The organism is Lysobacter sp. F6437, assembly GCF_052547215.1.
Genome location: NZ_JBQWRB010000003.1, coordinates 98,453 through 117,213, shown reverse-complemented (window position 1 = coordinate 117,213; position 18,761 = coordinate 98,453). Strand labels below are relative to the sequence as shown.

The 18,761-nt window shown below is 68.7% G+C and carries 23 protein-coding genes; 9 read left to right on the top strand and 14 right to left on the bottom strand.

The window, feature by feature from the left end:
• Positions 1-11 precede the first annotated feature (11 nt).
• From ACT9F5_RS10690 to ACT9F5_RS10670, 5 genes are all read left to right on the top strand, one after another.
• Entirely contained in the window at positions 12-1,643 is a 1,632-nt protein-coding gene (locus ACT9F5_RS10690; protein ID WP_445119937.1) for an alpha-amylase family glycosyl hydrolase, read from the top strand.
• A 23-nt stretch (positions 1,644-1,666) separates the two neighbouring features.
• Positions 1,667-2,554 carry a helix-turn-helix domain-containing protein gene (locus ACT9F5_RS10685; RefSeq protein WP_445119936.1) on the top strand — a complete coding sequence of 296 codons (888 nt, stop codon included), beginning with the start codon at positions 1,667-1,669 and terminating at the stop codon, positions 2,552-2,554.
• Positions 2,555-2,597: 43 nt separating this feature from the next.
• Entirely contained in the window at positions 2,598-2,861 is a 264-nt protein-coding gene (locus tag ACT9F5_RS10680; RefSeq protein WP_445119935.1) for a hypothetical protein, read from the top strand.
• A 149-nt stretch (positions 2,862-3,010) separates the two neighbouring features.
• The gene (locus tag ACT9F5_RS10675; protein ID WP_445119934.1) at positions 3,011-5,140 is read left to right on the top strand and encodes a M13-type metalloendopeptidase; all 2,130 of its coding nucleotides are present in this window, start codon (positions 3,011-3,013) and stop codon (positions 5,138-5,140) included.
• 59 nt (positions 5,141-5,199) lie between these two features.
• Positions 5,200-5,478: a hypothetical protein gene (locus tag ACT9F5_RS10670; protein ID WP_445119933.1), complete on the top strand. Its 279-nt coding sequence runs from the start codon at positions 5,200-5,202 to the stop codon at positions 5,476-5,478.
• A gap of 14 nt (positions 5,479-5,492) precedes the next feature.
• Here ACT9F5_RS10670 and ACT9F5_RS10665 read toward each other — a convergent pair whose 3' ends face one another.
• From ACT9F5_RS10665 to msrB, 4 genes are all read right to left on the bottom strand, one after another.
• Positions 5,493-6,467, bottom strand: coding sequence for a hypothetical protein (locus tag ACT9F5_RS10665; RefSeq protein ID WP_445119932.1), 975 nt, complete (start codon positions 6,465-6,467; stop codon positions 5,493-5,495).
• Positions 6,464-7,108 (bottom strand): DUF5671 domain-containing protein, encoded by a 645-nt coding sequence (locus ACT9F5_RS10660; RefSeq protein WP_445119931.1) that lies wholly within the window; start codon positions 7,106-7,108, stop codon positions 6,464-6,466. Before ACT9F5_RS10660 ends, ACT9F5_RS10665 begins: the two co-directional genes overlap by 4 nt.
• Before the next feature lie 84 nt (positions 7,109-7,192).
• A complete protein-coding gene (gene msrA, locus ACT9F5_RS10655; protein ID WP_445119930.1) occupies positions 7,193-7,696 on the bottom strand; it encodes a peptide-methionine (S)-S-oxide reductase MsrA in 504 nt (167 codons plus the stop codon).
• Positions 7,693-8,142 (bottom strand): peptide-methionine (R)-S-oxide reductase MsrB, encoded by a 450-nt coding sequence (gene msrB, locus ACT9F5_RS10650; protein ID WP_445119929.1) that lies wholly within the window; start codon positions 8,140-8,142, stop codon positions 7,693-7,695. Before msrB ends, msrA begins: the two co-directional genes overlap by 4 nt.
• A gap of 119 nt (positions 8,143-8,261) precedes the next feature.
• Between msrB and ACT9F5_RS10645 the strand changes: the two genes are divergently transcribed.
• The 3 genes from ACT9F5_RS10645 (at position 8,262) to ACT9F5_RS10635 (ending at position 9,888) form a co-directional block, all read left to right on the top strand.
• Positions 8,262-9,029: a HipA family kinase gene (locus tag ACT9F5_RS10645; RefSeq protein ID WP_445120106.1), complete on the top strand. Its 768-nt coding sequence runs from the start codon at positions 8,262-8,264 to the stop codon at positions 9,027-9,029.
• A complete protein-coding gene (locus ACT9F5_RS10640) occupies positions 9,016-9,402 on the top strand; it encodes a DUF3037 domain-containing protein (protein WP_445119928.1) in 387 nt (128 codons plus the stop codon). Before ACT9F5_RS10645 ends, ACT9F5_RS10640 begins: the two co-directional genes overlap by 14 nt.
• A gap of 138 nt (positions 9,403-9,540) precedes the next feature.
• Complete coding sequence (locus ACT9F5_RS10635) at positions 9,541-9,888, top strand: hypothetical protein (protein WP_445119927.1); 348 nt, start codon at positions 9,541-9,543, stop codon at positions 9,886-9,888.
• Positions 9,889-9,972: 84 nt separating this feature from the next.
• On the opposite strand, the gene ACT9F5_RS10630 is transcribed toward ACT9F5_RS10635, so the two are convergent.
• Together ACT9F5_RS10630 and ACT9F5_RS10625 are read right to left on the bottom strand one after the other, a co-directional pair.
• Complete coding sequence (locus ACT9F5_RS10630; RefSeq protein ID WP_445119926.1) at positions 9,973-10,347, bottom strand: hypothetical protein; 375 nt, start codon at positions 10,345-10,347, stop codon at positions 9,973-9,975.
• Positions 10,348-10,429: 82 nt separating this feature from the next.
• Positions 10,430-11,215, bottom strand: a complete 786-nt coding sequence (locus ACT9F5_RS10625; protein WP_445119925.1) for a TSUP family transporter — start codon at positions 11,213-11,215, stop codon at positions 10,430-10,432.
• A 74-nt stretch (positions 11,216-11,289) separates the two neighbouring features.
• Here ACT9F5_RS10625 and ACT9F5_RS10620 point away from each other — a divergent pair, with 74 nt between their 5' ends.
• A complete protein-coding gene (locus ACT9F5_RS10620; protein ID WP_445119924.1) occupies positions 11,290-12,252 on the top strand; it encodes an ATP-grasp domain-containing protein in 963 nt (320 codons plus the stop codon).
• On the opposite strand, the gene ACT9F5_RS10615 is transcribed toward ACT9F5_RS10620, so the two are convergent.
• The 8 genes from ACT9F5_RS10615 to ACT9F5_RS10580 form a co-directional block, all read right to left on the bottom strand.
• Entirely contained in the window at positions 12,164-12,577 is a 414-nt protein-coding gene (locus ACT9F5_RS10615; RefSeq protein ID WP_445119923.1) for a DCC1-like thiol-disulfide oxidoreductase family protein, read from the bottom strand. The two genes, ACT9F5_RS10620 and ACT9F5_RS10615, sit on opposite strands and share 89 nt — an antisense overlap.
• Positions 12,561-13,121, bottom strand: coding sequence for a DUF4166 domain-containing protein (locus ACT9F5_RS10610; protein WP_445119922.1), 561 nt, complete (start codon positions 13,119-13,121; stop codon positions 12,561-12,563). Before ACT9F5_RS10610 ends, ACT9F5_RS10615 begins: the two co-directional genes overlap by 17 nt.
• Positions 13,118-14,428, bottom strand: a complete 1,311-nt coding sequence (locus tag ACT9F5_RS10605; protein WP_445119921.1) for an FAD-dependent monooxygenase — start codon at positions 14,426-14,428, stop codon at positions 13,118-13,120. The genes ACT9F5_RS10610 and ACT9F5_RS10605 overlap by 4 nt, the downstream gene beginning before the upstream one ends.
• 110 nt (positions 14,429-14,538) lie before the next feature.
• Positions 14,539-15,918 carry a PQQ-dependent sugar dehydrogenase gene (locus ACT9F5_RS10600; protein ID WP_445119920.1) on the bottom strand — a complete coding sequence of 460 codons (1,380 nt, stop codon included), beginning with the start codon at positions 15,916-15,918 and terminating at the stop codon, positions 14,539-14,541.
• Positions 15,915-16,343, bottom strand: a complete 429-nt coding sequence (locus tag ACT9F5_RS10595) for a DUF2231 domain-containing protein (RefSeq protein WP_445119919.1) — start codon at positions 16,341-16,343, stop codon at positions 15,915-15,917. Before ACT9F5_RS10595 ends, ACT9F5_RS10600 begins: the two co-directional genes overlap by 4 nt.
• A 121-nt stretch (positions 16,344-16,464) precedes the next feature.
• Entirely contained in the window at positions 16,465-17,703 is a 1,239-nt protein-coding gene (locus tag ACT9F5_RS10590) for an amidohydrolase family protein (protein WP_445119918.1), read from the bottom strand.
• A 31-nt stretch (positions 17,704-17,734) separates the two neighbouring features.
• Positions 17,735-18,304, bottom strand: coding sequence for a WHG domain-containing protein (locus ACT9F5_RS10585; RefSeq protein WP_445119917.1), 570 nt, complete (start codon positions 18,302-18,304; stop codon positions 17,735-17,737).
• Between the two features lie 70 nt (positions 18,305-18,374).
• The gene (locus ACT9F5_RS10580) at positions 18,375-18,671 is read right to left on the bottom strand and encodes a winged helix-turn-helix transcriptional regulator (RefSeq protein WP_445119916.1); all 297 of its coding nucleotides are present in this window, start codon (positions 18,669-18,671) and stop codon (positions 18,375-18,377) included.
• Positions 18,672-18,761 lie beyond the last annotated feature (90 nt).

Sequence of the window (18,761 nt, the reverse complement as noted above, 5' to 3'; positions counted from 1 at the left end):
CCGGAACACGCATGACCCTCGCCCGAAACCTGGCCGGCTGGACCCTCGCGATGGGAATGCTGGCGATAACGGCGGCATGCTCACCTGCGCCTCCCGAACCGGCAACCGAAGCAACCGCGGCGCCTGTCGACGACGCGCCGACACCCGCGCTGGCCAAGGCCGGCGAGGAAGTCTTCTACCACGTGTTCATGCGCAGCTTCCGCGACAGCAACGGTGACCGCATCGGCGATCTTCCCGGGCTGACCGCGCAACTCGGCTACCTGCGCGAGCTCGGCATCACCTCGATCCTGCTGACCCCGCTGCAACCGTCGCCGTTCTACCACAACTATTTCGCCACCGACTTCGAGGCGATCGAGCCGGCGTACGGGACGATGGAGGACTACACCGCCTTCGTCCGCGCCGCCCACGCGCACGGCCTGAAGGTCTACCTCGACCAGGAGATCCAGTACGTCGGCGAGGGCCACCCGTGGCTGGAGCAGTCGCGCGGAAAACCCGACGCGCCGTTCGCCGACTACCTGCTGTGGCGCGACCCGGCGCACACCGAGCCGGAGCCCTTCCTCGAGCAGGCCCGCTGGGAGGGTTACGACGGCCGCCACATCGCCATCGCGATGGTCGACATGAACCAGCCCGCAGTGAAGCGCTACTTCGAGGAGATGCTGCTGGCCTGGGCCGACCCCCACGGCGATGGCAGCGGCCGCGACGGCGTCGACGGGTTCCGCATCGACCACATGATGGACGACCTCGACCACAAGGGCCTGGCCACCAACCTGTTCGCCGACTTCTGGACGCCGATCTTCGACACCCTGCGCGAGCGCCGTCCCGGCTTCCGCATCCTCGCCGAGCAGAGCGACTGGGGCTTCGGCGAGGACTGGCTGGTCGAGGGCGATGCCGACCTGGTGTTCGCGTTCCCGCTGCGCGGCGCGCTGATCGAACTCGACAAGTCCGACATCGTGGAGGCCGCGCACAAGACCGCGGCGATCACGCCCGCCGGCAAGGGCCAGATCGTATTCCTCGAAAACCACGACACCGACCGTTTCATGTCGCTGCTCGAGCGCGACGGCGATACCGACGATGCACCGGCCCGCGCGCGCGCCGGCGCCGCACTCGCGCTGCTGATGCAGGGCGAGCCGCTGCTCTACTACGGGCAGGAACTCGGCATGCGCGCCATCACCCGCACCGGCACGCTGTCCGACTCCGCGCACATCCCGCTGCGCGAGGCGATGCGCTGGTCGGCCGACCTCGACGCGCCGGGCTCGGCAACCTGGTACGAGGGCGAACAACCGTGGTGGACCGACCGCTACAACCGCTCCAACGATGGCATCTCGGTCGAGGAACAGGACGCCGACGCGGGCTCATTGCTCAACTGGTACCGCCGCCTGCTCGCACTGCGCCAGTCGCGCCCGGAACTGCGCAATGGCGACCAGCAATTCGCCTGCCCCGACAGTCCCGGCATCGTCTGCCTGCTGCGCACCTCCGGCACCCAACGCACGTTGCTGCTGGCCAACCTTGGCACCACGCCCGCCGGTCCCGGACTCGACGCCGCGCTGGCCGGCGATACATGGACCGACCTGCTCGACGGTGGCACAGTCGACCCGACCCAGCCCCTGCCCGCCATGGCCGTCCGGATACTCGGTTCGCCCTGAGCACTCCACCCACGGACGTCGACATGCCCCTGCCCCATCTCGACCGTCCCCTCTGCGAACCGGTGGAACTGCGACCCGGCACCGGCCTGCGGCTGGAACGGGTCCGCCAGGGCGCCGATGCCGGCATCACCACGCCGTTCCCGCACTACCACGACGTGCATGAGCTGGTGCTGTTCGGCAACGTGCGCGGCGACTTCCTCGCCGATGGCTGGCGTTACCCGCTGGAGCCGGGCTGCATCGCCTTCGTACCGTCGATGCGCCAGCACGACTTCACCCTGGAGCCCGGCCCGCGTGACTGGGTGCTGCTGCAGGTCGACGCCATCGCCGGTGAGACCCTCGCCCGCGAACCCGGACTCGAGCGCCTCGCGCAGGCGTTCTGCGCCCTGCCCGGCCCGAGGTTGCGGCAACGCATCGGCCAGATCGCGGAATGGCTGGGCGAACTGCGCAGCGACGATCCGCTGGCGCTGCCGCTGCTCACCGCGCTGCTGCACGCGGCGGTCCGTGCCCCGCTGATCGAAGGCGGCAAGCTCCCCGGCGACAGCGACAGCCTCGAACGGTTGCGCCCCGCGATCGAACGGCTGCGTCGCGACCCGGCCAACGCACCCGCCGCCGAACAGGCCGCGGCACTTTGCGCGCTCGCGCCGGCCTACTTCAGCCGCCGCTTCAAGCAGCAGGTCGGCATGGCCTGGAGCGAGTACGTACGCACCCATCGCCTGCACCTGGCCAGCCAGCGCCTGCTCGACAGCGACCGCACCGTCAGCGACATCGCCTACGGACTGGGCTTCTCGACCCCGTCGCATTTCGGCGAACTGTTCCACCGCCGCTTCGGAATGACGCCGGTGGATTACCGGCGCGCCGGCCGGGCACACCAGGCCGATCCGCCCGCCGGATCCGGCGACTGTCATCATTGACCCCGCCAAAATACGGCGCACCCCATTACACGAAGGCAACCGCATGGCGATGTCCGAAGACGATATCCAGAAGGGCTGGATCTACCGCACCAGCCACCAGCAGGAGCGGCTGGTGCTGGGCTGGGACCGCGACGGCAACGTGGTGTACTGCTCGAAAGGCAAGAACCCCGACGCGCCGTTCCACAACTGCCACGTGCGCATCACCACCCGCAAGTTCGCCCAGCGCGCGATCGGCAAGCTGCGCCAGGTCGACGACGTGCAGCCGTACATCGTCGCCAACAAGGCGACCACGGTGGTGGTGCGCTAGCCGCGTCGATTCCAATTTGTGCCGGCGGCATCGCCGTCCGCGGAATGACGCGTTGCCCGCCTGTACAGGCGGGTGATGACTTCCGGAGCTTTCCAGCGCCCCTCCGCAAGCCTAGTCTGGCGGGACATTCTTCCCGGTTTCCCGCCCCCATGTCCCGACTCCCCCGCCGCTCGCTGCTCTCGCTGACCCTGTCCGCCGTCCTCGCCACCGGGCTGGCCGCCTGTTCGCCCGGCACCGACCGGACCGCCGGCGCCCCGGTAGCCGTCAGCACGACGCCCGCTACCGATACCGCCACGACGGCGCCGGCGCTCGGCAGCTTCGGCTTCGACATCGCCGGGATGGACCGCGAGGTCGCGCCGGGCGACGACTTCTATCTGTACGCCAACGGCGGCTGGATGGAGACCACGCAGATCCCGTCGGATCGCTCCAGCTTCAACAGCTTCACCAGGATCGTGGTCGACACCGAGAAGAACGTCCGCACGATCATCGAGGACGCCGCCGCCGACGACGCACAGGGTCCGATGCGCAAGGTCGGCGACTACTACACCGCGTTCATGGACGAGGCCGGGATCGAGGCCAGGGGCATCGCGCCGCTGCAGCCCGAGCTGGATGGAATCGCGGCGATTGCCGACAAGCGGGCGCTGGCGACCGAACTGGGCAGCCAACTGCGCGCCGACGTCGACCTGCTGAATGCCACCGACTACTACACCGACCGCCTGTTCGGCCTGTGGGTGTCGCAGGACCTGCACCAGCCGGACCGCAACGTACCGTATCTGGTGCAGGGCGGCCTGGGCATGCCCGACCGAAGCTTCTACCTCGACGGCGGCCGCATGGCCGAGTTGCGTACGGCCTATCAGGCGCACGTCGCGAAGATGCTGGAGCTGGCCGGGATCGACGATGCCGCGCGCAAGGCCGAGCGTATCGTCGCGCTGGAAACCGCCATCGCCAAGGTGCATGCGACCCAGGAGCAGACCAACAACGTCGAGGCCGGCGCCAACGCGTGGACCGCGGCCGACTTCCCGACCAAGGCGCCGGGTCTCGACTGGGATGCATTCCTGCAGGCGGCGGGGCTCGGCGAACAGCAGGACTTCATCGCCTGGCAGCCCGACGCCGTCGCCGGCATCTCGAAGCTGGTCGCCTCGCAGCCGCTGGACACCTGGAAGGAGTACCTCGCCTTCCACGCCATCGACCGCGCCGCATCGACCCTGCCCAAGGCGTTTTCCGACGCGCAGTTCGACTTCTACGGCAAAACCCTCAACGGCACCCCGCAGCAGCGCGACCGCTGGAAGCGCGCGGTCAGCGCGACCAACACCGCGCTCGGCGAGGCGGTCGGGCAGGAGTACGTCAAGCGCCACGTCAGCGCCGAGACCAAGGCGCGCGCCGAGGCGATGGTGGACAACATCGTCGCCGCGTTCGGCAAGCGCATCGATGCGCTGGAATGGATGAGCGACGAGACCAAGGCGCAGGCCCGGGCCAAGGTCGCCGGGTTGACGGTCGCGCTGGGTTACCCGGACAGCTGGCGCGACTACGGCGCGCTGCAGGTCAAGCCCGACGATGCGCTGGGCAACGCGCAACGCGCGTCCGCCTTCGAGTACCAGCGCAACCTCGCCAAGCTCGGCCAGCCGGTCAACCACGACGAGTGGTACATGCTGCCGCACACGGTCAACGCGCTGAACGTGCCGCTGGAGAACCGCCTGATCTTCCCGGCCGCGATCCTGCAGCCGCCGTTCTTCGACCCCAACGCCGACGACGCGGTCAACTACGGCGCAATCGGCGCGGTCATCGGCCACGAGATCAGCCACAGCTTCGACAACCTCGGCGCGCTGTTCGACAAGGACGGCAAGCTGCACAACTGGTGGACGCCCGAAGACCTCGAGCGGTTCGAAGCCGCGGGTGACGCACTGGCCGCGCAGTTCAGCCAGTACAAGGCATTCGACGACCTGTCGGTCAACGGCAAGCTGAGCCTGGGCGAGAACATCGCCGACGTCGCCGGCCTCGCCACCGCCTACGACGCCTACCGGCTGTCACTGCAGGGCAAGCCGGGCGAGACGCTGGAGGGCTTCAGCCCCGACCAGCGCTTCTTCCTCGGCTTCGCCCAGGCCTGGCGCGGCAAGTACCGCGAGGCCGCGCTGCGCAACGCGATCCTGACCGACGTGCACGCCCCCGGCCGGTTCCGCGCGCAGACGGTGCGCAACCTCGACGCTTGGTACCCGGCGTTCGAGGTCAAGGAAGGACAGGCGCTGTACCTGGCGCCGGAAGACCGGGTCAAGGTCTGGTAGCGGATGCGGGTGATTGGCGGCACACCGGCGACGGGCCGACAGATGAGACAGGCACCACGATGACGACGCCCGACATGATCGGCTGGGGCGCCTCGGCGATCCTGATCGCGACCCTGGCCCGCCAGGGCTGGCACCAGTGGAAGGACCCGGATCCGCGCGGGGTGTCGCATTGGTTGTTCCTCGGCCAGATATCGGCCTCGGTCGGCTTCATCGCCTACAGCTGGCTGCTGCACAACATGGTCTTCATCGTCACCAACAGTCTGATCCTGGTGACTGCGGTCGTCGGCCAGCTGGTGTTCCTGCGCGCCCGGCGCAAGTCGAAGCGCGCCGGACGATAAACGCGCGGCGTGCGTCAGCGTGCGATGCAGGTCTGGCCGGCCCAGAGGTGGATGACGCTGGCGTTGTCATCGTCCGAATCGAGCAGGCCGGCCACGCCGCCGGCGGTGAACTCGGTGCCCAACGTGGTCGAATCGATCTGCACCACCGAGCCGCCGCTTTCGAGCGCAGTGCGGGTGGAACCGATCGCCAGTCCGTCGACGGTCGACACGCCGGAGCCATCCGGCCCGACCGACCAGCCGACGAACGCGTCGTCGACGAACCACGTCGCCAACCCGCCCGGCCAGCGCACCCGGGTCGCGCCGCACTCGTTGTTATCGCCCTCGTCGACCGGCGCAGCGCCGATGACCTTCCGAAGCGTTGCCAGCGTTTCAGCCTTGCCGGTGCCGAACGCGATCGGACGCGCCGAGCCTGATGGCGACACGAAGATGCGCAGGCCCTCGCCTTCCAGCGCCAGCCGCGCCGCGGGCGGCTCCGAGGCGGAAGGCGCCGATGCGACGGCGCCCGATACCTCGGGCGACCCCGTCTCCTCACTCGATTGCGAACCGGGCTTTGGCGCCGTCGCGGTGCGGCTGAAGCACTGCGGCCCGACATCGTGGTTCCACTCGTCGGCATTCCACGGCCCACCGCGTGCCTGGACCTGCGCGGTATCGGTGACGAACTCCGCGCACAGGGTGTAGTTGCGCCCGCCATCCACCGTGTAGTCGTATGCGTTGCCGGTGACCGGATCGGCGATCGACAGTTGCTGGCCGGGCTGCGCGGCGAGGGTGGCGAGGTCCGGCGGCACCGTGGCGTTGGCCTGCACATAGGTGTCGATCGCCTGGACGATGCGGTTCAACTCGTCGATGCGGCGACTGTCCAGCCGGCCGTCGCGCTGCACCGACGGCGAGTCCATCACCAGCACCGCGACCACTACGGTCGCCAGCACCACCACGCTGGCGACGATCGCCAGCCAGCGTCCGGAACGGTCCTGCTTCGGGTCGATGCTCACGATTCCGCCTCCTCGCGACGCAGGTCGCGCAGGTAGTAGCCGAAGATCGCGCCGGCGATCGCCCCGACCACCAGCACCTTGAGCACGAAGCGCAGCGACAACTCGCCGCCCAGCAGGTTGTAGACCAGGGTGATGAGGTCGCCGATCAGGATCGTGGCGGCGAGGAACAGGGTCAGGTAGGTCAGCCAGCGCCGCACCGCCGACAGGCGCCGGGCCGGGTTGCGCGCCATGTCCTGGCCGAGGTGGCGGGCGACGAACAGGAACACCGGGAAGGCGATCACCAGCGACGCCACCGACCAGCGCATCGAGTGCGCGGCATTCCGGACCGCGTACGCCGGATCGGCCGCATCGGGCAGGAACCGGTTGATCAGGTCGAACAGCAGGCTGCCCAGCTGGTACGCCGACAGATACAGCGTCGCGAACAGCACCAGGTAGAGGAAGGCCTCACGCGGCGAGAGGTAGGGGCGCGGCCTTGGCACCGGCAGCGGGAACTCGACGTCGGCGTAGGCGTCGAGTGCGTCGCGGGCCTGCTCCGGCGTCCACCCGGCGCCGGCCAGCGCAGTTCCGATCGACTCTTTGGAGGCGCCCGCGGCGAGCGCCTCGCGTACGAATACATCCAGATCCTGCGTGCCTGCGGCCATGCCTGCTCCTCATCGGGGACATCGGTCCCCGGAATCTAGCAGGCCGGCGTGATGTGCCGCGTGGCCGCCGCGTGGTGCCGCGGGTCAGCCGTCGCGGCGCGGCAGCTTCCAGTCCGGACGGATGAAGTGGCAGGTGTAGCCCTCCGGGAGCCGCTCCAGGTAATCCTGGTGCTCCGGTTCGGCTTCCCAGAAGTCACCGGCAGGCTCGAGCTGGGTCACCACCTTGCCGGGCCACAGGCCGGACGCGTCGACGTCGGCGATGGTGTCCTCGGCGACGGCCTTCTGCTCCGGCGAGGTGTAGAAGATCGCGGACCGGTACGACGTGCCGAGATCGTTGCCCTGGCGGTTTTCGGTGGTCGGGTCGTGGATCTGGAAGAAGAACTCCAGCACCTGCCGATAGCTGGTCTGCGCCGGGTCGAACACGATCTCGATCGCCTCCGCATGGCTGCCATGGTTGCGGTAGGTCGCATTGGGCACGTCGCCGCCGCTGTAGCCGACCCGGGTCGAAACCACTCCGGGCTGCTTGCGGATCAGGTCCTGCATGCCCCAGAAACAGCCGCCGGCGAGAATCGCCTTTTCCGTACTCATCGAATGTCCTCCACCTGGTCGAGATAGGCGCCGTAACCCTGGGCGTCCATCTCCTCGCGGGGAATGAAGCGCAGCGACGCGGAGTTGATGCAATAGCGCAGGCCGCCGCGGTCCGGCGGGCCGTCGGGGAACACGTGGCCGAGGTGGCTGTCGCCGTGGGTCGAGCGCACCTCGATGCGGGTCATGCCGTGGCTGGTGTCGCGCAACTCGCTGACATGGGCCGGCTCGATCGGCTTGGTGAAGCTCGGCCAGCCGCAGCCGGACTCGAACTTGTCCGAAGACGCGAACAGCGGCTCGCCGGACACGATGTCGACATAGATGCCGGGGTGCTTGTTGTCCAGGTACTCGCCGCTGCCGGGCGCTTCGGTGCCGCTGTGCTGGGTGACGCGGAGCTGCTCGGGGGTGAGGCGGGCGATGGCGTCGGGATCCTTGCTGTACCGGGACATGCGAATTTCCTGATGCGGGGGGACACCCGACTGGATGGGGATCGCCGGGCCAAACTCAACATCCCCGCGGGCCTCTGCTAACGTCGCCGCACACACCGTCAGGCCCGCCGATGACCCCGCTGCGCACCGTCCGCGTCACCCGCTACGTCACCCCGCTGCGCGAGGGCGGCTCGATGCCGGCGGTCGTCGAGGCCGACGACGACGGCCTGTACGTGCTCAAGTTCCGCGGCGCCGGCCAGGGTGCGCGGGCACTGGTCGCCGAAATGGTGGTGGGCGAGCTCGCCCGCGCGCTCGGCCTGCCGGTACCGGAGATCGTGCTGGTCGAACTGGACCCGGAACTCGCCCGCACCGATCCCGACCCGGAAATCCAGGAACTCATCCGCGCCAGCGCCGGCCTCAACCTCGGGCTCGACTACCTTCCCGGCTCGGTCAACTTCGATCCCGCCGCCGAGCAGCCCGACAGCGCACTCGCCTCCGCAGTGGTCTGGCTCGACGCGTTCACCAGCAACGTCGACCGCACCTACCGCAACACCAACCTGCTGATCTGGCACCGCGCGCTGTGGCTGATCGACCACGGCGCGGCGCTGTATTTCCACCATGGCTGGGATGGCTCGGCCGATGCTGCCGACAGCCGCTTCCCGATGATCCGCGACCACGTGTTGCTGCCGCTGGCCGACGAACTGGAAGCCGCCGACGCGCGCCTTGCCCCATTGGTCACGCGCGAACTGCTGCAGGCCATCCTCGCCCGCGTACCGGACAGCTGGCTCGCCGATGCCGATGCGTGGGCCGACCCGGCCACCCAGCGCGCGGCCTACGTCGAGTTCCTGTTGCAACGCCACGCGCAGCGCCGTGGCTTCATCGAGGAGGCCCTGCATGCACGCGGCTGACAGCTACGACTACGCGCTGATCCGGGTGGTGCCGAGGGTGGAGCGCGGCGAGTTCATCAATGCCGGGGTGATCGTGTCCTGCGAGTCGCGGCAGTTCCTGCAGGCACGCGTCGAAGTCGACGAGTCGCGCCTGCGCGCGCTCGATCCGGCGATCGACATCGACACCGTGCGGCGCCACCTGCAGGCGATCGTGCGGATCTGCGACGGCGCCCCCGATGCCGGACCGATCGCACGCCTGCCGCGTCGCGCGCGCTTCCACTGGCTGACCGCCACGCGCAGCTCGATCATCCAGACCTCGCCGACCCACATGGGCCGTTGCGTCGACCCCGGGGGATCGATCGATCGGTTGTTCGAGCAGATGGTTTCAACCTGAACGCCAGCAGCGCTGAACAGGCGGATTTCACGATCGCCTAGCCGGTTTTTAACAACCGCCATGACAGCCTCGGGGTGGCAAAAACGCAACACCGATGCACCGGACGCATCTCCCCCACGCCACTTCAGGAGCATCGCCATGACACGTTTCAAGCTTTCGACACTGGCCCTCGCGCTGCTGGGCAGCCTGGCCCTCACCGCCTGCGACAACAGCGTCGACACCGCAGCCACGGACGCCTATCCGGCCGATACCACCGCAGCGACACAGCCGGTCGACGACACCGCGCAGGAAGGCATCACCGATCCGACGACCGATCCGTACGCCACTGACGACGCCACCACCACCATGGGTGACGCGAGTGTCCCGACCGAGGATCCGATGATCGACCAGGATCCGAGCCTGGCGCCGGAAACCGACCCGATGGACCAGGACGACAGCGAACTCGATTCGACCGATCCAACCGACGAACCGACACCGCAGCTCTGACGGACGCGGAATAACGAAAAAGGGGGCGCGAACTCTTCGCGCCCCCTTTTTTTGTGCAGGTTGCGGAGGCCACCGTGGGCCCGGTTACTTCTTCCCCACCAGCCAGTCCATGCCCTCGGCCTCGTCACGGAACACGCGCGCCTGCAGCCCCGCGGCGACCGCGGAAATCTCGCAGTACATGATCTGGTCCAGTGCAAAAGGTTTGACGTGGGCGATGAGGACCCCTTCCAGCCCGTGGCCCTTCATCCGCGCCACCAGCCCCTTCCATTCCGACGCCGACAGCTCCTCGCCCTCCAGCTCGTCGATGAGCAACAGTCCGGATGGCCGCCGCCGGGCGAGTTCTTCCGCGATCGCCTCCCAGTAACCGACCGTCGACGACAGCGTGCGCACGCCGATGACCCGCGCCCGCAGCACGTTGTTGTCGCAATCGGAAAAACGGATCAGGAATTCTTGTCCCATGGGCCTTTCCCGGTGCTCGCGGATGCGCCGGTTGTGGGTTGCAGAATACTCCGCCACGACCGCGGCGGCTGCGCCTGGCGATCTATCCGCCTGCGTTCAACAACGCCGTCAGCGGATTGGCCGGGTCAGCCAGCAACTTCACGGTCAACGCCAGCGCCATGATCACCAGCAGTGGCCGGATCATCCTGCCGCCGATGCGCAGCGTCAGGTGCGCACCGACCTGGCCGCCGGCGATGCTCGCCACCGCCATCAGCAGGCCGATCATCCACAACACCTGGCCGCCGATTACCAGCGTGATCAGCGCGGCGATGTTGCTGGCCAGGTTGAGGAGCTTGGCGTGCGCGGTCGCCGATACCAGTCCCAGACCGAACAACGCGACCAGCGCGGTGGTCAGGAACGAGCCGGCGCCGGGGCCGAAGAAACCGTCATAGAAACCGATCGCGGTAACGATGCCGACCAGCGCGCCGATCCCCAGCCGGCTGTGCCGGTCCTCCTCGGAGGCCTTCGGCGCAACGGTGAAATAGATCACCATCAGCATCAGCAGCACCGGGATCAGCCCGGCGAGGAACGCGGGATCGACCCGTTGCAGCACCCACGCGCCGACCGCCGAGCCGAGGAAGGCACCGATCGCCGGCTTGCGGAAGCGCCGGAAATCGATCCGCCCCTTGCGCGCGAACGCGATCACCGCGCTGGCGGTGCCGAAACTGCTCTGCAACTTGTTGGTGGCGATCGCGTGGACCGGCGGCACCCCGGCCGCCATCAACGCCGGGATCGTCAGCAGCCCGCCGCCACCGGCAATCGCGTCGATCACCCCCGCCACGAACGCCACCAGCATCAGCAGGGCGATGACTTCGATGCCAAGTTCCATAGATGCTGTCCGGATGATCGACGGGTCGGCATTATCGGCCATCGGCACAAACCAACCCATGCACTGGAATCCCGATGACCGAGATCGCCATCCTCACTCCCGACCCGTCCGATGCCACCTTCGCGGCCCTGTGGCCGGGCGTCCTTGAGCGCCTGCAGCGCGCATTGGCCGGCGCCGGCGTGCGCGCGGTGCCGACACCGTGGACCGACCACGTCGACGACGCCAGCAGACTGGAACGGTTCCCGCTGGTGCTGCCGCTGATCGTGTGGGGTTACCACTACGTGCCCGACCGCTGGCTGCAGGCTTGCCGGAGCTGGCAGGTCGCCGGCATCGCGCTGGCCAACCCGGCCGAGGTGCTGGCGTGGAACGCGGACAAGCGCTACCTGGACCGGTTCGCGCAGCGCGGCATCGCGGTACCGCCGACCGCGTGGACGCAGCGGGTGACGGCCGACCGGATCGAAGCCGCGTTTACCAGCACCGGCGCCGAACAGTTGATCGTCAAGCCGACCGTCTCCGGCGGCGGCTGGAAGACCCGCCGCCTGCGTCGCGGCGACGCACTCGACGAAGTGACGCACGACATCCCGGTCGGCGCCGCAATGATCCAGCCCTACCTGCCGACCATCGAGACCGAGGGCGAAACCTCGCTGCTGTTCTTCGGCGGCCGCTTCAGCCACGCCGTCAACAAGCGGCCGGTCGCCGGCGAGTTCCGCATCCAGGTGCAGTACGGCGGGATCTACACGCCGGTGCCGACGCCGCCCGCCGGCGCGCTCGCACTGGCGGAGCAGACGCTGGCCGCGATCGATGCGCCGCTGCTGTACGCCCGCATCGACACCGTGCCCGACGCCGACGGCCGCTGGCTGCTGATGGAGGCCGAACTGATCGAGCCGGATTTCTACCTGGACACCGCGCCGCAAGCCGGCACGGCATTCGGGCGGGCGGTGGCCGAACTTATTGGAGGAAGCGATCGAGTTCCGCCGGCTCCGGAACCCGGCACTGCGCCCGTCGCCCGAACCAGCGATAGCGGTTCCGCGCGGTAAACCGGTAGCCGCGATCGCGCAACGCGCGAGGCACCGCAAGCAGCAGTTTCGCCACCACGCGCCAGCCGCCGCCGAGTCCGTGCAGGACCCGCCCGATCGCGTCCGTGTCGGTCCAGGCGCCCGCTTCGTCGACCAGCAGGAACGACAGAGGATCGTCGGGATCGAGTCCATGGCGCGACAGCAGCTCGCGCCCGGAGGCCGACTGCATCGTCGCAAACCGGTACCGCCCCTTGCGGTCGTAGCGCAGCAGGAACCGCACCCAGCCGTTGCACAACACGCAGACGCCATCGAAGACGATGACCGCGCCGTCAGAGCGGCTCGACATGCAGCCACCCCCGGTAATGCACCAGCAGGCCGACCCACGGCAACGCGGCGCGGACATCGAAGGTGTAGCGCCCATCCACTTCCGATTCGCAAGCCACGACCGCGCCGAAGGCACGCGCCGGCAGCGCCACGCCCAGCGCGCGCACGCGGCGCACCCGCCAGACCAGCCGGCCGTGTTCGACACCGAGGCGGAAGCCGAACGTCACCAGGCCCAGCCGCTCGCACAGCAGGCCGTCGGACGCCCACAGGCGCGAGCGCATCGAGTGGCCGCCGATGTGCCGGGTCCAGCGTTCCACCGCCGGGTCCGACACGATCTCGACCGCCACTGGCCCGTGGCCCGCCGGCGGCAGCCGCGTGGCCCAGCCACACAGGCGCGACAACGCACCGCGTCCACGTTCCACCTGCACCTCACCGGCATACACCATCGTCCCCGAACGCAGGTGCAGATGCTGCACGCTCGATGGCAGTCCGACGAAATCGGCGTCAACAAGCTGGCGGAAGACCGGCACCGCCGCATCGGTGGATGTTCCAACAGCGGGCGTCATGACGCGACTCCTGATGACCCGGTATCGCCCACCATTGCGCTCGCGGTGGCGGACTCCGATTCCGGGAGATGCGCAGGCGCCGGCCGGCCGCATGCGTCAAGCGACTCCAGGAACGCCGTCGGCAATGCGAAAGTGCCAAACCATCCGCGGCGCGTCCCGGTAAGCACGCGCAGCATCTGGCCACGCCCGACCGGCAGGCGCGACGCCGGATGGAACACGCGGTCCCGCACCCGTGCCAGTCCATCGCGTTCGGACTGGAACAGGGGCGTCAGCCAGCGGCTCCAGAAATGATAGATGCCGATGTGGTCGCGACGGCTGCGTGCGTAGCGGTCCAGCGCCACCTCGACGGGGCTGTCGCTGCGCAACTCGTCGCGCAACGCGCGGGCGTCGAGCAGCGCCATGTTCACGCCCTGCCCCAGTTGCGGGCTCATCGCGTGGGCCGCATCACCGAGCAACACGGCGCGACCGCGATGCCAGCGCGCATGCACGGTATCGCGGTATCGGGCCTGCGCCAGGCCATCAGGCACCGGCGTGCCGTGGAGCCGCGACAGCGCGTCGGGCCACACTGCGGCGATGGCCGCATGCCAAGCCGGCGCATCGACGCCGGCTTCGGCCAGTTCGGCCACCGGCAGGCTCCAGAAAAAGCTCAGGCGCGGCGTCGGATCATCCGGGCGGGTGCCCACCGGCAGCATTCCGATCATCCGCCGCGCGCCGACGTAGCGTTGCTGCAACTCGTCGGCCCACGGCCAGTCGCCGGCCGGCACTAGGCACCACTGCGCACCCCACGGGTACGGCCGGTCGAGCCGGGCTGCGGCCACCTGCGTCCGCAGCGAAGACGCCGCACCGTCGGCGACGACCACCAAGTCGAAGCCTTGGTAGCGCCGACCGGCCGCGTCGGTCACCGCGCCCGCCTCGTGATCGACCGCGACGATGCGCGTGCCGCAGTGCAACTGGCGGCCTTCGCACCACGCCGAGTCGAGTACCGAGAACAAGGCGCCGCGCTGCACGCCCAGCCCCGACAGACGGGGATCGAGCTCGTGGTAGCGCATGTCCATCACCGCGCGGCCGGCGGCAGTTTCGCCGTACAGCCGCGACACCGTGGCGCCGTGCCGCCGCAGGGTGTCCAGCAACCCCAGCTCCCACAGCACCAATTGCCCGACCGGCTGCAGCAGGAAGCCGGCCCCGACCGGGCCGAGCGTCGCGGCCTGCTCGAACACCTCGACCTCGTGGCCATCACGCGACAGCATCAGGGCGACGGCCTGTCCGCCGGTGCCGTACCCCACCACCGCCACCCGCAATCTGCGCACTGTTCCCCCTGCCTCCGTGCCGTGTACAGGGCGAATGGTAGCGGCGGAATGGTCGCAGGGCCGCACGCCGGCGTCGCGCTCGGCCGGAAGACCTCCCGAGGCTGCCGCGCCTACGTCGCGGGAGGCGCCTCGTCGAGCGGAACCTCGCCCCCGGTGGGGGCCGCAGCGTCCACCGGGGGTGGCGGTGCTGCCGGCGTCTCCGGAGTCACCCGCCAGATCGTGTTCGACAGGTCGTCGGCGACGATCAGCGCGCCGCGCGGGTCGACGGTCACGCCAACCGGTCGGCCATAGGTGGTGCCGTCGACGTTGAAACCACTGACGAAGTCGACCGGATCGCCCGCCGGCCGGCCGTTGCGGAACGGCACGAACACGACCTTGTAGCCGACCGGTTCGGCGCGGTTCCAGCTGCCGTGCTCGCCGACGAACGCGCCGTTGGCGAACGCGCCGCCCATCGCCGGGATCGAGAAGTCGAGCCCCAGCGCCGCAACGTGCGAACCCAACGCGTAGTCCGGCTTGATCGCCGAGGCGACCTTCTCCGGGTCCTGCGGCATCACCCGCGGGTCGACGTTCTGGCCCCAGTAGCTGTACGGCCAGCCGTAGAAGCCACCCTCGCGCACCGAGGTCAGGTAGTCGGGCACCAGGTTCGGCCCGAGCTCGTCGCGCTCGTTGACCACCGCCCACAGCTGGTCGGTGCCGGGCAGGATCGCCAGCGCGGTGGGGTTGCGCAGGCCGGTCGCGTACACCTTGTGCGCGCCGGTCGCGGGATCGAAGCGCCACACTTGCGCGCGCTCGACCTCGGCGTCCATGCCGCGCTCGGTGATGTTGCTGTTGGAACCGATGCCGACGTACAGGAACCGCCCGTCCGGACTGGCGGTCATCGCCTTGGTCCAGTGGTGGTTGATCGCCGACGGCAGGTCGGCGACCTTGACCGGCGCGCCGCTGGCCTGAGTCTGCCCCTCGCGGTAGTCGAACCGCACCAGCGCGTCCTGGTTGGCGACATACAGCGCGTTGCCGATCAGCGCCAGCCCGTACGGCGCGTTGAGGTTTTCGGCGAACACCGACTGCAGCTCGTAGGTGCCGTCGCCGTCGGCATCGCGCAGCAGGCTCAGGCGGTTGCCACCCTTGACCGAGGTGTTGCCGGCGGCCTTGATCGGTCCGGCGATGATGTCCTTGGGTTTCAGTTTGGCCGCGTTGCCGCCGCGGCCCTCGGCCACCAGGATGTCGCCGTTGGGCAGCACCAGTGTCTGCCGCGGGATCTTCAGGCCGGTCGCGATCGCGGTGATCCGGTAGCCCTCGGGCACCACCGGTCGGCGATCGCCCCACTCGCCCGGGCTGGCGATGACCATGCTCGGCAGCAACCCGCGCTGCGGCTTCGGCAGGGTCGGGTCGGCCCCGTACTGCGACGGCTCGGGTTTGTCGCCGCACGACGCCAGCAGCAGCGACAGGCCGGCGACCGTGGCGACCAGCGCAAGCGGGTGGGAGCGGTTCATGACGCACCTCCAACGCGGTAGCCGGAGAATCCCAGCCACGTCGCCGCGCATGCCAGCAGGGTCGTGATCGAAGACAGCACCACCGCCTCGGGCATGATCGCCCACGCGTCCTGGCCGTGGACCAGCGCGTTGATGAAACCCAGCACGAACGTCGCCAGGACCAGCAGGAAATACAGCCACCCGCCCCTGCTCCGGCGCCCGGCGCGGAACAGGCCGGCGATCGCGCACACCAGCACGATTCCGCACAGCACCATCGCCCCGACGATCAGCCACGAAGCGAAGTTGCTCCACTGGATCTGATGGCTGGAGCGATACGCGCAATCGGCCAATAGCGCGCCGAGAAAAAGCGGCGCAGCGCCGGCCAGCAAGACCGCGTGGAAAGGATGGATCGCCCGCAGGCGGGTCCGGTCGAATATCGCTGCCATGTGCCTTTCCCGAGAGCCTGAACGGGACTACCCCATCACAGCGGGAGTGCACGGGAAGCGAAGGGCGCTCGGCTGCGCAGCCGGACGGCGCTGCAACCCGGTCCCGCTCGGCCGCAACCGGCTATTGCACCGGGTGTGTCTCGAGAGCGGCGTCGTAGATCTTGCCGCCATCGCGGAAGACATAGCGCAGCCGCGTCCAGGCCTTCGGATCGCGCGCGGGATCGCCGTCGAGCACCACCAGGTCGGCGATCATGCCTGCCTCGACCTGGCCGCGCCCTTCGCCCCCCGGCAGCCGGCTCGCCGGCGAGGTGGTCAACGCCGCGAGGATCTGGTCGAACGACAGTCCGGCGCGCTGCAGCAATTCAAATTCAAGCGCCGGATCGTAGTCTTCAATGAACCCGACATCGGTACCGAACCAGATGCTGCCGCCCAACTGCTGGTAGTCGCCGACCTCTTTCAGAATGGCGTCCAGAGTGGGTTCGGGATTGACGCTGAACAGTTTGAGGGTGGGCACCAACGCCATGTCCTGCTCTCGCATCCGCTGCAGATGCGAGTGGTCGAAGCCGTCCAGGTCCTCGACCGAATGGGCGAGCACATCCACCCCGGACGCCAGTGCCACTTCCAGCCCCGCCACGTCCGACGGGTGGGTGAACACCAGCACGTCTTGGCGATGCGCTTCCGCGACCGCCGCGCTGGCGATCCCGACCGGCATCGGCTTGGCCGGACGGCCCTGCTGCACCCACGCTCCGGTGAACACTTTCACCACGTCCCCGCCAGCCGCCAGGTTGGCGCGCACAGTGGCGGCGGCCTCTTCCGGCGACGCCGGCTGCGACAGTCGCGACAGCAGTTCGGGCGGCAGATCGCGGAGGTAATACGGCACGCCATCGGGCGGGAACAGCGGCGACATCGCCGTGATGATTCGCGGTCCGGCGATTTCGCCGGATTCGATCCGCGTCCGCATCGGAAAGGTGTCGCGCGGATCCGACCCGGTGTCGACGACCGAGGTGAATCCGTAGCGGACCAGCATCTCGCGCAACTGCGACTCCAAGCGCGGCGCCGGCAGTTCCGCCGCACCCGCCCACTTCGGCTCGGTGAAGTGCACGTGGCTGTTCCAGAATCCCGCCAGCACCACGCCGCCTTCGGCATCGATCACCGTGGCATCGGCGCCGGCGTCGATGGCCGCTGCAGGACCCACGGACACGATGCGGTCGTTGCGCACCAGCACTGCGGCGTTGTCTATCGGCGCGGAGCCCGGCGCCGGGTACACCCTGGCTCCGGTGATGACCAGGTCGGCGGACATGGCCGCGGGGCTGGCGCACAGCGCCGCCAGGGCCAGGCCGAGTGTCAGGACTTGTCGCATCACGCAGTCTCCCGTTCGGGTTGTCGAAAATTCATGGGCGGGCCTCGTCGAAGAAATGGTCCAGGGCGCGGTCGCAGAGGTCCAGGAATGCGGCGTCGTCCATCGCGAAGCGCTTGGAGCGATGCAACATGACGAGCCCATGGACCTGGGCCCAGATGAACATCGCCCGTTCAATCGAGTCCCTCGGGGCGAGCCACGCCTGCTCCTGCGCCTCCCTGATGCGTGAGGCGATCAGGCTGATGACGGGCGAGCGGTTGGCTACGAAGTCTTCCGGATAGAGGCGCTCGACGCGGGTGCGCAGCACGAAACAGGCATCGAAGGACGCCGGCTCTTCGAGGTGGAATTCCGCATAGGCTCGCCCGCTCCTGCGCAGCCACGCCACCGGGTCGGGCTCGGTGATCGCATCGACCCGCCTTTTCCACGATTCAAACGCCTGCTCACCTACCGCAGCCAGCAGCTCGTCGCGCCCTTTGAAATGCCGGTAGACGGCCATCGGTGTCACGCCCGCGGCGACGGCCACCGCGCGGAGGCTGAACTGCTCCATCCCGACGCGGTCCAGTTCCGCGATGGCACAGGTGAGAATTCGGCCTCGGGCGCTCATGTATACAGCGTATACCTCTGTGCCCGGCCGTCAAGAGGGGCGTCCTGACTGAAGCAAACGCGGCCGTTCTTCAAGCCTCGCCCGGATCGGCGTTGCGCCTTACCCATGTGGCCCACCTCCTGGCCGTGGCCGAAAGTGGAAGCAGGTGGGTGTGGATTTCCCGGCCCAGCTTCGAGACGGCGTAGCCATCTTCCTGCTTCACGACCAGGCCGGCGGCGCGCAGCTCCTTGAGCCGCGTATTCAACACGGCAGGCGAGATCGTTTCGCAGGCGGCTTCGAGCTCGCGGAACGTGCAGGGGCCCTGCTCGCTGAGCGTCCACACCACCCCCATGGCCCATCGCCGACCGAGCAGGTCGAACAGGGCCATGATCGGACTGCCACTTTTCGACCCACGTACCGGAGTTCCCGGAACAGGAATCCTGACCATTCGCACACCTCCGCTATTGTTTTGATAGTA

Excerpts from the sequence above, each read along its gene's own strand:
- ACT9F5_RS10690 (WP_445119937.1), top strand. The coding sequence starts at position 12 with ATGACCCTCGCCCGAAACCTGGCCGGCTGGACCCTCGCGATGGGAATG.
- ACT9F5_RS10685 (WP_445119936.1), top strand. The coding sequence starts at position 1,667 with ATGCCCCTGCCCCATCTCGACCGTCCCCTCTGCGAACCGGTGGAACTG.
- ACT9F5_RS10680 (WP_445119935.1), top strand. The coding sequence starts at position 2,598 with ATGGCGATGTCCGAAGACGATATCCAGAAGGGCTGGATCTACCGCACC.
- ACT9F5_RS10675 (WP_445119934.1), top strand. The coding sequence starts at position 3,011 with ATGTCCCGACTCCCCCGCCGCTCGCTGCTCTCGCTGACCCTGTCCGCC.
- ACT9F5_RS10670 (WP_445119933.1), top strand. The coding sequence starts at position 5,200 with ATGACGACGCCCGACATGATCGGCTGGGGCGCCTCGGCGATCCTGATC.
- ACT9F5_RS10660 (WP_445119931.1), bottom strand. The coding sequence starts at position 7,108 with ATGGCCGCAGGCACGCAGGATCTGGATGTATTCGTACGCGAGGCGCTC.
- msrA (WP_445119930.1), bottom strand. The coding sequence starts at position 7,696 with ATGAGTACGGAAAAGGCGATTCTCGCCGGCGGCTGTTTCTGGGGCATG.
- msrB (WP_445119929.1), bottom strand. The coding sequence starts at position 8,142 with ATGTCCCGGTACAGCAAGGATCCCGACGCCATCGCCCGCCTCACCCCC.
- ACT9F5_RS10640 (WP_445119928.1), top strand. The coding sequence starts at position 9,016 with ATGCACGCGGCTGACAGCTACGACTACGCGCTGATCCGGGTGGTGCCG.
- ACT9F5_RS10635 (WP_445119927.1), top strand. The coding sequence starts at position 9,541 with ATGACACGTTTCAAGCTTTCGACACTGGCCCTCGCGCTGCTGGGCAGC.
- ACT9F5_RS10630 (WP_445119926.1), bottom strand. The coding sequence starts at position 10,347 with ATGGGACAAGAATTCCTGATCCGTTTTTCCGATTGCGACAACAACGTG.
- ACT9F5_RS10625 (WP_445119925.1), bottom strand. The coding sequence starts at position 11,215 with ATGGAACTTGGCATCGAAGTCATCGCCCTGCTGATGCTGGTGGCGTTC.
- ACT9F5_RS10620 (WP_445119924.1), top strand. The coding sequence starts at position 11,290 with ATGACCGAGATCGCCATCCTCACTCCCGACCCGTCCGATGCCACCTTC.
- ACT9F5_RS10615 (WP_445119923.1), bottom strand. The coding sequence starts at position 12,577 with ATGTCGAGCCGCTCTGACGGCGCGGTCATCGTCTTCGATGGCGTCTGC.
- ACT9F5_RS10610 (WP_445119922.1), bottom strand. The coding sequence starts at position 13,121 with ATGACGCCCGCTGTTGGAACATCCACCGATGCGGCGGTGCCGGTCTTC.
- ACT9F5_RS10600 (WP_445119920.1), bottom strand. The coding sequence starts at position 15,918 with ATGAACCGCTCCCACCCGCTTGCGCTGGTCGCCACGGTCGCCGGCCTG.
- ACT9F5_RS10595 (WP_445119919.1), bottom strand. The coding sequence starts at position 16,343 with ATGGCAGCGATATTCGACCGGACCCGCCTGCGGGCGATCCATCCTTTC.
- ACT9F5_RS10590 (WP_445119918.1), bottom strand. The coding sequence starts at position 17,703 with ATGCGACAAGTCCTGACACTCGGCCTGGCCCTGGCGGCGCTGTGCGCC.
- ACT9F5_RS10585 (WP_445119917.1), bottom strand. The coding sequence starts at position 18,304 with ATGAGCGCCCGAGGCCGAATTCTCACCTGTGCCATCGCGGAACTGGAC.
- ACT9F5_RS10580 (WP_445119916.1), bottom strand. The coding sequence starts at position 18,671 with ATGGCCCTGTTCGACCTGCTCGGTCGGCGATGGGCCATGGGGGTGGTG.